The following is a 12912-nucleotide window of genomic DNA, read 5'->3' as shown; positions in this document are numbered from 1 at the left end:
CCTCACCCGTGTTCGCGACGGTGCCGAGATCTCAGTTCCAGAAGCCTGCCAGTGCGTCTGCCAGAGCCCTCCCCTGCGCGTAGCCGGCTCTCGCCGCCGCGGGCCGCAGCGCAGGATTCATCGCGTTCATCCCGAACAGGTGATCCACCTCCGGCGGCGGGAACACCGTCTCGACTCGGCTTCCGCCGCGCCACAGCTCGTCGACCTGCGCGGCGAGGTGCAGACCCCATTCCTCCGGCGTGCGTGTTCTCCCGCTGAACGGCGAGAGCACGAGCACCCGCGCGCTCCCCGCCGCGAGGTCGGCGTTGTCCGCGTTGGAGCGGTATCCGCCGTCGGTGTAGGCCTCCCCTCCGATGGGGTACGCGGCGCCGCTCGAGCAGCTCGCCGCCACCGCGTCCACGAGCGGCACGCCGCTCAGGCGGTCGAAGACGGCCGGATCCCCCGTCCTCGCATTCATCGCGGTGATCAGCATCCGCGTCTCCGGCCAGTCGGGCTTCGGCAGTCGGGCCGCCACGATCTCGCGCCAGCGCGTCGACGCTGTCCGGCTGTCGGCGGCCAGTGCGAGTGATCGGGCGCCCATGCGCCGGCGCATGTCCGCGGCGTCGCGGGAGTCGGCGATGATCGCCCCAGTGGCGCTGAGCGCATCCGCGACCTCCGCACTCGGCGGTTTCGCGGGGCGGCCGCGCGGGAATGCCGGCGGATCGACGCACACCTCGGCGAACAGCTCCGCGGGATCCGCTGCCGTGAGCTGGGCTGCGGCCGTGGCGCCGGCAGAGGTGCCAATGATGAGCTCCGCGTCGAGCGGATCCACGCCGTCGGCGGCGAGCCCGGCGACGACGCCGATCAGCCACGCGTTGCCCGTCGATCCGCCTCCGCCGAGCACGAGCGCGCGCTCCACGGAGACGGGCGGAGAGCCAGGGTCGGCGATACGGGAAGACCCCGCGTCAGCCTGTGCAGACGGGTGACCAGTTCGGGTCGGGCCTTGCGGAGTGGAAGATGGTGAGGAATCGATGTTCATGGGAGTCGCCCTTCATGTGACGGCCTGGCGGGCTCCCCGTCGGCGACCTATCCCGGTCGCACGATCGTGCTCGGCTGGGGAGCACCCACTGCGAATGCGGTCATGGGTCTCACCTCCCTCCGACGGAACACGATGCAGAAGGAGTATCGCATGCCGGTGCAGGATGCGCCAGATGCCGGTGCAGGATGCGCCAGATGCCGGTGCAGGATGCGCCAGATGCCGGGGGCGATGGGCGGGATCCGTCGGCACCGTGCGCGCGGCACAGAAACTAGCCGCGCGGCTCCGGGTCGGCGCTCAGCATCGAGCGCGCGCCGCCGGCGAGCAGCTCCTCGAAGCGGCAGTCGCCGAGCGCGTCGCGCAGTTCGACGAGGCTGCTCTGCAACGGAAGCCGCAGCGCCGGATCGGCCGAAGCGCTCACCGCCTGGAAGAGGAATCGTTGGAGGCCCGCTGACGCGCGTTCCGACCCGTCGGCGAGCAGAGAGTCGCGGAGCCTGTCGAAGCAGGCCAGGAAGAGCTGCTGCTTCGTCTCGAAGCTGGCGTACACGTGCGGCTGCGGCACCTCGGCCCTGGCGGCGATGGAGCTCGTGGAGGCGCCGTGGTAGCCGAAGAGGCCGAACTCCACGAGTCCGGCCTCCATCAGGCGTTCCCGGTTCTCACCGGGCCGTCGTCGAGCACGACGCTGCGAGGCGCTCACCCCAGGTCGAGGACCTTGCGGTAGTGCTCGCCCACGGGCTCGAAGCCGCGGTGATTGTAGAAGGAGCCGATCCGCGCGGTCGAGGCGGAGAGCTGACGCACGCCACGGCCCATGCAGTAGTGCTCATTCGCCTGCATGAGTCGATCGCCGACGCCGTGCCGACGAGAGGCCTCGTCGACGACGATCTCCTGCAGGTGCGCGGTGAGACCGGGTGCGTGCAGCAGGCGCGATACGGTCATCAGCGAGTAGCCGACCACACGATCCTCGAGCTCGGCCACGAAGAGCACGTTCGTCTCCTGATCGCGGTGCCGCAGCACGTTGTCGAAAGCGATGAGGAACTCGTCCCGACCGATCGGCTCGCGCCCGGTGGTGAACTGGCGGGCCAGAGCGAAGACGGCTGAGACGTCTTCGCTCTGGGCGCGCCGGATGATGATGCTCACGCGTCTGCCTCTATCGCGCGAAGTGGCCGCGGTAGTACTCGTACACCCAGCCGACGATGCCGACGATGACGAGCGGCAGGGTCAGGAAGGAGAGCCAGAAGTGGAAGCCCACGCACAGGCCCAGCACCACCATCGAGGCTCCGAATGCGAGGAACATCGGCCACCAGCTCCACGGGCTGAACTCGCCGAGCTCGGGGTCGCCGTCATCGATGTCGGCATCGAGACGGTCCTCGTGGAGCACGCCTCCCTGCTTCTTCTTGACGAGGCCGAGGTAGAAGGCGATGAAGCCGGTGAGGCCGCCGGAGAGCAGGATCGCCGTGGAGCCGGCCCACTCGGGGTAGCCGTGCACGGACATGTTCCAGATCGTGTAGACCGCCGCCAGCAGCACGAAGTACGCGGTGAGGATCCAGAAGATGACGATATTGGATTTCATGGGTCAGTCTCTCCTCGAGATCACTTCTTCTCGGCGAGCGCGGGCTCGCGAACCGGCTGCTCCACACCGCTGATCTCGGGGTGGTTGAGATCGAACGCCGGCGACTCCGTGCGGATGCGCGGGATCGAGGTGAAGTTGTGACGGGGCGGCGGGCAGGAGGTGGCCCACTCGAGCGAGCGGCCGTAGCCCCACGGATCGTTGACGGTGACCTTCGGAGCGCGACGCGCGGTGATGTACACGTTCAGCAGGAACGGGATCATCGAGGCGCCGAGCACCATCGCGCCCACGGTCGACAGCTGGTTGCCCCAGGTGACGCCGTCGGAGGGCAGGTAGGTCGCGTAGCGGCGGGGCATGGCCATGACGCCCAGCCAGTGCTGCACGAGGAAGGTCATGTGGAAGCCGATGAACAGCACCCAGAAGTGGATCTTGCCGAGGCGCTCGTCGAGCATGCGACCGGTCCACTTGGGCCACCAGAAGTAGAATCCCGCGAACATCGCGAACACGACGGTGCCGAAGACCACGTAGTGGAAGTGGGCGACCACGAAGTAGGTGTCCGAGAGGTGGAAGTCGAGCGCGGGCGAAGCCAGGATGACACCGGTCAGACCGCCGAAGACGAACGTCACCAGGAAGCCGAGCGACCAGAGCATGGGCGTCTCGAAGGTGATCGAACCGCGCCACAGCGTGCCGAGCCAGTTGAAGATCTTCACGCCGGTGGGCACCGCGATCATCATGGTCATGAGCGCGAAGAACGGCAGCAGCACGGAGCCGGTGACGTACATGTGGTGCGCCCACACCGTCATCGACAGCGCGGCGATCGCGATGGTCGCGTAGATCAGGGTCTTGTAGCCGAAGATCGGCTTCCGGCTGAACACCGGGAAGATCTCGGAGACGATGCCGAAGAACGGCAGCGCGATGACGTAGACCTCGGGGTGGCCGAAGAACCAGAAGAGGTGCTGCCAGAGGATCGCGCCGCCCTCACCCGTGTAGATGTGGGCGCCGAAGATGCGGTCGGCGGCGAGGCCGAACATGGCCGCGGCGAGCACGGGGAAGACCAGCAGCACGAGGATCGAGGTGATGAGCGTGTTCCAGGTGAACACGGACATGCGCCACATGGTCATGCCGGGGGCGCGCATCGTGATGATGGTGGTGATGAAGTTCACGCCGCCCATGATCGTGCCGAAGCCGCTGATGCCGAGGCCGAGCACCCAGAGGTTGCCGCCGACACCCGGGGAGTAGGTCATCTCCGAGAGCGGGGCGTAGGCGAACCAGCCGAAGGAGGCCGCACCCTGCGGGGTGAGGAAGCCGCCGACGGCGATCAGCGAACCGAAGGTGTAGAGCCAGAAGGCGAAGGCGTTGAGTCGCGGGAACGCGACATCGGGAGCGCCGATCTGCAGCGGCATCATGACGTTCGCGAAGCCCGCGAAGAGCGGGGTGGCGAACATCAGCAGCATGATCGTGCCGTGCATGGTGAACAGCTGGTTGTACTGCTCCTTGGTGGCGATGATCTCGAGACCCGGCGCGAACAGCTGCGCACGGATCAGGAGCGCCATGAGGCCGCCGATCAGGAACCACACGAAGGAGCTGATCAGGTACATGTACCCGATCACCTTGTGGTCCGTGGACGTCAGCCACGAGACAATGACGTTGCCCTTCTTCATGTTTCTGTTTCCCTCGTTAGTCGTTCTGCGACTTCGCGTTGTCGTTGTCGTTCGCGAGGCGCTCCTGGTTCGGGTTGAACTCGACGGACACCTGGCCGGTGTTGCCCGCATCGCGCAGCGACTCGATGTACGCGTCGTACTCGTCCTGCTCGACGACCCGCACCTCGAAGAGCATCATCGAGTGGTACTCGCCGCAGAGCTCGGCGCACTTGCCCATGAAGGTGCCGGTCTTCGTCGGGGTGAAGCTCATGTAGTTGGTCTGACCCGGGATCATGTCCTTCTTGTAGAGGAACTCGACCACCCAGAAGGAGTGGATGACGTCGCGGGTCTCGAGACGGATCTCGGTGGTCTGGTCGACCGGGAGGTAGAGCACCGGCATGGTGTCTTCCTCGGCGTTGCCCTCGGCGTCGGTCTGCACCTGCACGCCCTGGAAGTAGACGTCCTCATCAACGTAGTTGAAGTCCCACGCCCAGCGCTTGCCGATGACCTCGACGGTGTTGTCGGGGTTGTCGATGCGGGCCTCGATCTTGTTCTGCTCCTGCGCGGTGAACGCGAAGAAGCCGAGGACCAGGATCACCGGAACGACGGTGAAGAAGGTCTCGATCGGCATGTTGTAGCGGAGCTGCACGGGCAGACCCGTCTGCCCCTTGCGACGGCGGTACGCGATGGTGGCCCAGATGATGAGGCCCCACGTGAGGATGCCGACGGCGAGCAGCACGATCCAGGAGGTGACCCACAGTCCGGTGACGCCGTCCGTGTGGTTGGTGGCTCCCTCGGAACCCTCGGGCAGGAAGCCCCGCTGCTGCTCGGGGGTGCAGCCGGCGAGCAGCAGTGCTGCAGAGAGCACCACCGGGGCCGCGACCCACTTCATTCGACGATTGGAACGCACCGCATACCTTTCGAACTGTTTTCTCGCCGGCTCGGATGGCAGGCGAAGCTGATGACTCCCTGACAGCTTAGCGCGAAGCTGAGCATTCCCCGAACCGACACCGGGTGTCGCGAACTCCGAATGCTCGACGTCGTTCAGCTGAAGCTGTCGCCGCAGGCGCAACTGCCCTGGGCATTGGGATTGTCGATGGTGAAGCCCTGCTTCTGAATGGTGTCCTCGAAGTCGATCGTGGCACCGCTCAGGTACGGGATGCTCATCGCATCCACCACGACCTCGACGCCGTCGAAGTCCACGACGGCGTCGTTCTCAAGCTGCCGCTCGTCGAAGAACAGCTGGTAGATCAGCCCCGAGCACCCCCCGGGCTGCACCGCGATGCGCAGGCGCAGATCATCGCGCCCCTCCTGCGCCAGCAGGCTGCGCACCTTCTCCTGGGCGGTCTCGCTCAGCGCGACGCCGTGGGCGCGCTCCTCGGCCGCCGTCTCCGCTGCGATCGTGTCAGTGCTCATGCGGTAACTCCTCGCTCGCGTGATGAACCCTTGTCCTTACGATTCTACGCCGGGCTCAGGGGATCGCGTCAGCCGCGCACGGTAGTCTTGAGGCAGGAGTCGACCGCATTCGACGGACGACTCGCATGCATACGCGCGCAGTGCGCATCGATCGAGAGGACAGGCGTGGCAAAGAAGGGCGCTGACAACGCGACCGCCGCGGGCGAGAACGACGCTCAGAATGGGGCGAGCACGGGCAAGGGGCGCCCGACTCCCTCGCGCAAGCAGGCGGAGGCCGCGAATGCGCGGCCGATTGTGGGCTCCCGCGACAAGGCCATGATGAAGGAGCAGCGGCGCCAGCAGGCCGACGCCCGCGAGCGCGCCCGCCTCGGCATGATGCAGGGCGAGGAACGCTTCCTCACCCCGCGCGACAAGGGGCCACAGCGCCGCTACGTGCGCGACTACGTCGACGCCCGCTGGAGCGTGGGCGAGCTGCTCATCCCCATGATGCTGGTGGTGCTCGTGATGACCTTCATCCCCGGCATCATGCAGATCATCAGCCTCGTCGTGATCTGGGCATTCGTAGGTCTCGCGATCCTCGATGCGGTGTTCCTCGGCATGCGGCTGAAGAAGCGCCTCGGCGAGAAGTTCGGCGAGGATCGCGTGCAGCCCGGCTTCCGGTGGTACGCCGCGATGCGCGCGTTCCAGTTCCGCCCGCTGCGCATGCCGAAGCCGCAGGTCAAGCGCGGGAACTTCCCCAGCTGATCCGGCGCGATACTCACGAGAGAACCCCCGGCCGATGCGAAAGCATCGACCGGGGGTTCTTCGCTGTGCGCCGGGACGCAGGGGCGCAGGGCCGGGGGCGCCGGGGCGCGGCTACTCCCCCGCCTGGCGCCATCCGGCGCGCTGCAGGCCGCGGTTCACGGCGCGAGCCCAGAGCGGCCCTTCGTAGATGTAGGCCGTGAAGCCCTGCACGAGCGTGGCCCCGGCGCGCAACCGGTCGAGCACGTCGTCGGCGGTGGCGACGCCGCCGACCGAGATCACGCAGAAGTCGGGGTCGGGCTCGACGGTGCGGATGCGGCGCAGCACCTCGAGCGAGCGCTGCCGCAGCGGCTCACCGGAGAGCCCGCCGGCGCCCATGCGCTCGATCTCGCCCTCCGACGCACTCAGGCCCTCGCGCGAGATGGTCGTGTTGGTGGCGATGACGCCGTCGAGGCCGAGACGCTTCGCGAGCGCCACGATGCCGTCGATCTGCTCGTCGCCCATGTCGGGCGCGATCTTGACGAGCAGCGGGGTGCTGCCCGCGGCGTCGCGCACGGCGGCGAGCAGCGGCTCGAGCATCTCGAGTTCTTGCAGGCCGCGCAGCCCGGGCGTGTTGGGAGAGCTGACGTTCACCGCGAGGTAGTCGGCGATCGGCGCGAGGCGCTGCGCGCTCCAGACGTAGTCCTGCACGGCGTCCTCGACCTCGGTGACGCGGCTCTTGCCGATGTTCACGCCGATCACCGGGCGGCGGCGCGACAGCCGGGCGCGCTCGATGCGCGGCACCGCCGCGGCCGATCCGCCGTTGTTGAATCCCATGCGGTTGATGAGGCCGCGGTCTCCCACCAGGCGGAACATGCGCGGCTTCGGGTTGCCGGGCTGCGCGTGCCGGGTGAGCGTGCCGACCTCGACGTGCCCAAAGCCGAAATCGCCGAGCCCGAGGATGCCCTCGGCGTTCTTGTCGAAGCCGGCGGCGAGGCCGAAAGGGCTCGGGAAGTCGATGCCGAGCGCGCGAGTGCGCAGCGAGGGATGCGGCGCGCAGACGCGGCGCACTAGGCCTGCGGTGAAAGGCGCGGCCTGGATCACCTTGAACGCGAGGTGGTGCGCGGTCTCGGGGTCCATGCGTCGCAGGACGGTGCTGAAGAGCAGCGGGTAGAGACGCATGGTCAGTCCTCCGTGGGGGTCGGTGCGGGGGTCTCGCCGGCGGGATGCGCCCGCAGCTCGGCGATCGCGTCGTCGAAGTCGGAGAGCGATTCGAAGGCCTGGTACACGCTCGCGAAACGCAGGTAGGCCACCTCGTCGAGCTCGCGCAGGTGGGGCAGGATCGCGAGGCCGATCTCGTTGGCATCGAACTGCGCGATACCGCTGGAGCGCACCGACTCTTCGACCCGCTGCGCGAGCACCGCGAGGTCGGCCTCGGTGACGGGGCGGCCCTGGCAGGCCTTCCGCACGCCGCTCATCACCTTTTCACGGCTGAAGGGCTCGACCACGCCGGACCGTTTGATGACGGTGAGGCTCGCGGTCTCGGTGGTGGTGAAGCGGCGGCCGCACTCGGGGCACTGCCGGCGGCGGCGGATCGAGAGGCCGTCGTCGGCGGTGCGGGAATCGATCACGCGACTGTCGGGGTGGCGGCAGAAGGGGCAGTGCATCAGGCCTGCTCCCCCGCGCTCGTCGACTCGAAGCGGGCGCTGACGGCTTCGCCGTGGGCGGGCAAGCCCTCGGCCGCCGCGAGGGCGAGCAGGGGCTGCTCGACCTCGGCGAGCGCGGCCCGGTCGTAGGAGATGACCTGCTGGGGTCGCAGGAAGGTGTGCGCGCCGAGACCCGAGGCGAAGCGGGCGGTGCCGCCGGTGGGCAGCACGTGGTTGGATCCGGCGAGGTAGTCTCCGAGGCTGACCGGCGTATAGGCGCCCACGAAGATCGCACCGGCGTCACCGATCCCGGCGAGCACGGACTCGTCGTCGCGGGTCTGGATCTCGAGGTGCTCGGGGCCGTAGGCGTCGCTGACGCGGGCGGCCGTGGCGAGGTCGTCGACGAGGATCACGGCGGACTGCGGGCCGCCGAGCGCCGTCGCGACGCGCTCGACGTGTCGCGTGCCGGCCGAGCGCTGCGCGATCTCGGCGAGCACGCGCTCGGCGAAGTCGGCGGAGTCCGTGACGAGCACCGAGGCGGCGGCCTCGTCGTGCTCGGCCTGGCTGATGAGGTCGGCGGCCACGAAGCGGGGGTCGGCGGTGTCGTCGGCGATCACGAGGATCTCGGTCGTGCCGGCCTCGGAGTCGATGCCGACGACGCCGTTCACGACGCGCTTCGCGGCGGCCACGAAGACGTTGCCCGGGCCCGAGATCTTGTCGACGGGTGCGAGGCCGATGCTCTCGACTCCGTGCGCGAAGGCCGCGATGGCGCCCGCGCCTCCGATGGCGTAGACCTCGTCGACGCCGGCGAGGGCCGCGGCCCAGAGCACGACCTCGTGGGGCAGTCCGTCGTTGTCGGCCTGCGCGGGCGAGGCGAGTGCGAGCTCGGGCACTCCCGCGGCCTGGGCGGCGACGGCGTTCATGATGACCGAGGAGGGGTAGGCGGCCTTGCCGCCGGGCGCGTAGAGGCCGACCCGGCCCATCGGCTGCCATCGCTGCCGGATGACGGCCCCGTCTCCGAAGCTGGTGATCTGCTCGGCGGGCACCTGCGCGGCCGAGGCGCGGCGCAGCTTCTCGATCAGCAGTTCGAGCGCGGCGCGGATCTCGGGCGGGCAGGTCTCGAGCGATGCCGCGATGCGCCCGGCGGGCACGCGCAGCGCGTGCCCCTCGACGCCGTCGAAGTCGCGCGCCTGTTCGCGCAGCGCCGCCTCGCCCCGATCCCGCACGGCGTCGACGAGGGGTCGCACGCGGTCGACCGCGGTTCCCATGTCGAGTGCGGCGCGCGGCACGAGCCGCAGCAGGTCGGCGCGAGAGAGGTGCTGCCCCCGCAGATCAATCGTTCGCATCACCCGCCCAGTTTACCGGCAGCGCGACTCCCGCGTTCCGGTGGGGGCCCGACGCGCCGTCTGACAGGATGGAGGCGACGGAGCGGGGGACGGATGCAGCACTCGGGCGCGCGACGTGGGCCGCACGGCGGGCCGCACGAGGGAGCGGTCTCGTGACCCTCGCGACCGGGGCGCTGATCCTCGGACTCATCCTGCTGGGGTCGGTCGCGCAGCGCATGGCGGGGCTCGGCTTCGCGATGCTCGTCTCCCCCTTCATGGTGCTCGTGCTGGGGGCGCACTCGGGCGTGGTGCTCGTCAACGCGCTGTCGATCCTGTCGAGCGCCCTGATCCTGCCTCGCGTGTGGCGCTCCGTCGACTGGTCGCTGTTCCGCTGGCTCGGCGCCTTCGCCGTCGTCGGTTCGCTCGTCGGCGCGTGGCTGGCTCAGCTCTTCTCGCCCGCGGTGCTCGCGGTCGCGGTGGGCGGGATCGTGATCGTCGCCCTCGGTGGTTCGCTCGCGGTGCGGGGAGGCCGGTTCTCCATCGAGCAGCGCGCGCCGCGCGCCGTCGCGGGGCTGCTCTCCGGGGTCACGAGCGCGCTCGCGGGCGTGGGCGGCCCGGCGGTCAGCGCGTACGCGGTGCTCACCCGCTGGCCCCAGGTCTCGTTCACCGCGACGCTGCAGCCGTATTTCCTCCTCATCAGCGCGACGGCGACGTCGGCGAAGCTCATCCTCGACCCAGCGGCTCTGCCGGCGACACCCTGGTGGTTCTGGGCGATCGTGCTGATCGTGCTGATCGGCGGTATCGCGCTCGGCGAGCGGCTGCTCCGGGTCGTGAGCTCGCGTCAGGTGCGGCGCTTCGTCATCGTGCTGGCGTTCGCGGGAGCCGCCGCAACGCTCGTGCGCGGCGTGTGGGAGCTGCTCGGCTGATCCGGCCGGTCAGAGCGGTCACTCGGCCGGGACGAGCATGCCGAGCCAGACCAGCTCGCGAAATCCCGCGGTCAGCGCTTCCGCGGCCGCATCCGGGTCGACCTCGAGGAGGGTCGCGAGCGCGTCCGCGATGCGGCCGAGCGAGAGCTCGCCGTCGCACACGCCCACCGCCGCGGCGATGAGCGGATCCGCTGCCACACGGCGGGCGATGGGCCGATCCGTCGTGAGGCGGATCGCGCGGGGCGCCTCCTCCCCCGGCGTGTGCTCGCGCTCCTCGACCACGGACTCGGTGCGCAGCCAGTGCGTGTCGAGCACCTCCGCGTCGCTCATGCGGGCGGCGCGCGCGCCGGCGTCGAACGCTGCGGCGAGCCCGCCCCCGAGGCGATCGCCCGCATAGGCGCCCGCGGCCTGGTCGATCTCGACGACAGTGCCCTCAGCCACAGCGCGCTCGACGACAGCGCCCTCGACGACAGTCCCCTCTCTTGTGGGCGATGAGGCCAGGGGGCGCCTGCGGATGCGGATCACGCCGAGGCCGATCGCCGTGATCCGTCGGGCCGCGAAGTCATCGAGCCAGCCGTCCATGAGCCCCTCGAACTCGGCGGTGCCCGGCCGCGCGCCGCCATCGCGGGCCCAGGTCTCGGCGTACTGCGCGGGGTCGACGCGATCGCGTTCGATCACCCAGGCGTCGAGCGGGCCGACGGCGTCGGCCGCCGCCTCGATCCAGCCGCGCACGCGTTCGAGACCGTTCGACCCCCACGGCGACTCCCAGTTGGCGAGGCAGAGCAGGGTGCCGCCGGGCGCAAGGTGCGCGGGCCCTTCGGCGACGACCCGCTCGGCGAGGCCGTCGCCGGCCATGCCGCCGTCGCGATACTCGTAGACGGGGGCGTCGCCGTCGTCGCGGGGCGTGATCACGAAGGGCGGATTCGAGAGCACGAGGTCGAAGTGCTCTCCCGAGACCGGCTCGAAGAGGTCGCCGAGACGGAACTCGATCCGCTGCTCCAGCCCGCCCAGCCGGGCGTTCGCCCGGGCCAGCATGAGGGCCCGCTCCGAGATGTCGGTCGCGACGACGTCGCCGCGCAGCGCCAGATGCATGGCAACGATCCCGCAGCCGGTGCCCAGGTCGAGGCAGCGTCCGGTCTCCCCGGGCGGGGCTTGCGAGATGAGCGAGCGCGTGGCGCCGCCGACGCCCATGACGTGGTCGGGGCGTGCCGGTCCTCGCCTCAGCTGGTCGTCGAGGTCGGAGATGATCCACCAGTGCAGCGGCTCCTCGCTCCCCGCATCGGCGACCAGCACCGGGTTCAACGAGAGCGCCGCCTGCAGACCGTCGGCATCGTCCGACCGAACGAGCCCGAGCGCGAGGGCGCCGTCCGCGCCGAGTGCCGGTACGGCGGTGTCGAACTCGCCGCGATCGACACGGCCCGCGAGCAGGAAGAGCCGCACGAGCGTCGCCAGCGGGCTGCCGCCGCGCTCGGCCAGCGCCCGCAGCGCCGGAGCGAACACGCCGCGCTGACGTGCCGCGTCCGCCCCGGCGCCCAGCAGCGCCGCGATCGAGTCGGCGCGGTAGTCGGCCGCGTCGAGGTCGGCGTGCAGGCTGTCGATGAGTTCAGGATCCACCCCACCAGGGTATTCGCTCGGCGCCCCGCGGCGGGGCGGGCACTGAGAAGGCGGCCGTGCTCGAAGGACGGCCGTGCTCAATGCACGACTGGGCTCAGCAGGCGAGCGTCCTCAGTAGGCCGTCGCGCTCAGCAGGCCGCCGCGCTCAGCAGGCCGCCGCGCTCAGTAGGCGACGGTGTTCAGTAGGCGACGGTGAAGCGGGCACGGCGGTGCTGCGGCTGCTCGATCTCGTCGGCCACGGCCACGCCGAAGTCGGCGCCCGAGATCTCCGAATTGCCGTCGGCATCGGTGAGCAGCACGTCGCCGCCGACCCGGTACTCGCCCCGGTACTCCCCCGCGGCCCAGGCGCCGAAGGTGGCCGCCGGGCTGACGAGGAACCAGTCGAGCGTCTCGGGCGTGGCCCGCAGATCATCGAGCACGCCGCCCATCTCGGAGGCCTCCGGCTTCACCGCATCGGCGAAGTCGGGGCCGTTCATCACGAGATCGCCGCCCTCGCTCTGCAGCAGGGAGCCGGCTCCGCCGACCACCCCGAGGCGCACCCCGGCGGCAGTCGCATCGGCGGCGAGCTCTGCGATGGCGGGGCGCACCCGGCCGGCCATGTCGCCGCGCGGCGAGACGGCCACGACCACGACGTCGGCGCCGTCGAGCGCCCGGGCACGATCCGCGGCCTCGGTGATGGAACCGCGCACGTAGGTGGCGCCCGCGATCTGCTGCGCGCTCTCGCCACGGCTCATGCTGGTCACCTCGAGCCCACGCACCGCCGCCGCCTCGACGATGTGCGATCCCGCGTAGCCGCTGCCGCCGATTACCGTCACCTTGGTCATGTCTGCCTCCTCGAAGTCGCGGCCCGCCGACGCGGCGGGCCGACTGCTACAACCGCGGTCGGCTCGCGGCTATTCCGCATGCAGGCCGCGGCTATTCCCCGGTCCGCTCCCGGCCATTCCGCATACTCGCCGGGCCTGATGAGATCGGGGTCGCTTGTGGCCGTGTCGGAGGCCGCGACACGGCCACAAGCGACCCCGATTTCAAGCAGCAAGCCTGCA

Annotated in this window: 14 protein-coding genes; 2 read left to right on the top strand and 12 right to left on the bottom strand. The window is 69.9% G+C overall.

Annotated elements, in window-relative coordinates; genetic code table 11:
- Positions 1-31 precede the first annotated feature (31 nt).
- The 7 genes from H629_RS0102730 to erpA form a co-directional block, all read right to left on the bottom strand.
- Complete coding sequence (locus tag H629_RS0102730; RefSeq protein ID WP_024355825.1) at positions 32-898, bottom strand: patatin-like phospholipase family protein; 867 nt, start codon at positions 896-898, stop codon at positions 32-34.
- A 388-nt stretch (positions 899-1286) separates the two neighbouring features.
- Positions 1287-1655 (bottom strand): helix-turn-helix domain-containing protein, encoded by a 369-nt coding sequence (locus H629_RS0102725; RefSeq protein ID WP_024355824.1) that lies wholly within the window; start codon positions 1653-1655, stop codon positions 1287-1289.
- 53 nt (positions 1656-1708) lie between these two features.
- Complete coding sequence (locus H629_RS0102720; protein WP_024355823.1) at positions 1709-2152, bottom strand: GNAT family N-acetyltransferase; 444 nt, start codon at positions 2150-2152, stop codon at positions 1709-1711.
- Between the two features lie 10 nt (positions 2153-2162).
- A complete protein-coding gene (locus H629_RS0102715; protein ID WP_024355822.1) occupies positions 2163-2585 on the bottom strand; it encodes a cytochrome c oxidase subunit 4 in 423 nt (140 codons plus the stop codon).
- A 20-nt stretch (positions 2586-2605) separates the two neighbouring features.
- Entirely contained in the window at positions 2606-4243 is a 1638-nt protein-coding gene (ctaD, locus tag H629_RS0102710; RefSeq protein ID WP_024355821.1) for an aa3-type cytochrome oxidase subunit I, read from the bottom strand.
- Between the two features lie 16 nt (positions 4244-4259).
- Positions 4260-5114, bottom strand: a complete 855-nt coding sequence (gene ctaC / locus H629_RS0102705) for an aa3-type cytochrome oxidase subunit II (RefSeq protein ID WP_084705326.1) — start codon at positions 5112-5114, stop codon at positions 4260-4262.
- Between the two features lie 152 nt (positions 5115-5266).
- A complete protein-coding gene (gene erpA, locus H629_RS0102700) occupies positions 5267-5638 on the bottom strand; it encodes an iron-sulfur cluster insertion protein ErpA (protein ID WP_024355819.1) in 372 nt (123 codons plus the stop codon).
- A gap of 165 nt (positions 5639-5803) precedes the next feature.
- Here erpA and H629_RS0102695 point away from each other — a divergent pair, with 165 nt between their 5' ends.
- A complete protein-coding gene (locus H629_RS0102695) occupies positions 5804-6382 on the top strand; it encodes a DUF3043 domain-containing protein (protein WP_024355818.1) in 579 nt (192 codons plus the stop codon).
- 111 nt (positions 6383-6493) lie between these two features.
- Here H629_RS0102695 and H629_RS0102690 read toward each other — a convergent pair whose 3' ends face one another.
- Genes H629_RS0102690 through hisD form a run of 3 tightly spaced genes read right to left on the bottom strand, consistent with a single transcriptional unit; the run spans position 6494 to position 9350 of the window.
- Entirely contained in the window at positions 6494-7540 is a 1047-nt protein-coding gene (locus H629_RS0102690) for a quinone-dependent dihydroorotate dehydrogenase (protein WP_024355817.1), read from the bottom strand.
- A 2-nt stretch (positions 7541-7542) separates the two neighbouring features.
- On the bottom strand, positions 7543-8025 hold the full coding sequence (gene nrdR, locus H629_RS0102685; protein ID WP_024355816.1) for a transcriptional regulator NrdR: 483 nt from the start codon (positions 8023-8025) through the stop codon (positions 7543-7545).
- Positions 8025-9350, bottom strand: coding sequence for a histidinol dehydrogenase (hisD, locus tag H629_RS0102680; protein ID WP_024355815.1), 1326 nt, complete (start codon positions 9348-9350; stop codon positions 8025-8027). The genes nrdR and hisD overlap by 1 nt, the downstream gene beginning before the upstream one ends.
- Before the next feature lie 152 nt (positions 9351-9502).
- Between hisD and H629_RS0102675 the strand changes: the two genes are divergently transcribed.
- Positions 9503-10255, top strand: a complete 753-nt coding sequence (locus H629_RS0102675) for a sulfite exporter TauE/SafE family protein (RefSeq protein ID WP_024355814.1) — start codon at positions 9503-9505, stop codon at positions 10253-10255.
- An 18-nt stretch (positions 10256-10273) separates the two neighbouring features.
- On the opposite strand, the gene H629_RS0102670 is transcribed toward H629_RS0102675, so the two are convergent.
- Positions 10274-11869 carry a N5-glutamine methyltransferase family protein gene (locus H629_RS0102670; protein ID WP_024355813.1) on the bottom strand — a complete coding sequence of 532 codons (1596 nt, stop codon included), beginning with the start codon at positions 11867-11869 and terminating at the stop codon, positions 10274-10276.
- A gap of 179 nt (positions 11870-12048) precedes the next feature.
- Positions 12049-12693 carry an NAD(P)-dependent oxidoreductase gene (locus H629_RS0102665; protein WP_024355812.1) on the bottom strand — a complete coding sequence of 215 codons (645 nt, stop codon included), beginning with the start codon at positions 12691-12693 and terminating at the stop codon, positions 12049-12051.
- Positions 12694-12912 lie beyond the last annotated feature (219 nt).

Origin of the sequence: Leucobacter chironomi DSM 19883 (genome assembly GCF_000421845.1) — a bacterium.
Classification (GTDB): Bacteria; Actinomycetota; Actinomycetes; order Actinomycetales; family Microbacteriaceae; genus Leucobacter; species Leucobacter chironomi.
The sequence above is the reverse complement of the archived record's forward strand: the minus strand, read 5'-3'. Positions and strand labels throughout refer to the sequence as shown.

What these genes read in the sequence shown, in the direction of transcription:
- nrdR (WP_024355816.1), bottom strand. Translation starts at nt 8,025, where the DNA reads ATGCACTGCCCCTTCTGCCGCCACCCCGACAGTCGCGTGATCGATTCC.
- ctaC (WP_084705326.1), bottom strand. Translation starts at nt 5,114, where the DNA reads ATGAAGTGGGTCGCGGCCCCGGTGGTGCTCTCTGCAGCACTGCTGCTC.
- hisD (WP_024355815.1), bottom strand. Translation starts at nt 9,350, where the DNA reads ATGCGAACGATTGATCTGCGGGGGCAGCACCTCTCTCGCGCCGACCTG.
- H629_RS0102725 (WP_024355824.1), bottom strand. Translation starts at nt 1,655, where the DNA reads ATGGAGGCCGGACTCGTGGAGTTCGGCCTCTTCGGCTACCACGGCGCC.
- H629_RS0102665 (WP_024355812.1), bottom strand. Translation starts at nt 12,693, where the DNA reads ATGACCAAGGTGACGGTAATCGGCGGCAGCGGCTACGCGGGATCGCAC.
- H629_RS0102715 (WP_024355822.1), bottom strand. Translation starts at nt 2,585, where the DNA reads ATGAAATCCAATATCGTCATCTTCTGGATCCTCACCGCGTACTTCGTG.
- H629_RS0102690 (WP_024355817.1), bottom strand. Translation starts at nt 7,540, where the DNA reads ATGCGTCTCTACCCGCTGCTCTTCAGCACCGTCCTGCGACGCATGGAC.
- erpA (WP_024355819.1), bottom strand. Translation starts at nt 5,638, where the DNA reads ATGAGCACTGACACGATCGCAGCGGAGACGGCGGCCGAGGAGCGCGCC.
- ctaD (WP_024355821.1), bottom strand. Translation starts at nt 4,243, where the DNA reads ATGAAGAAGGGCAACGTCATTGTCTCGTGGCTGACGTCCACGGACCAC.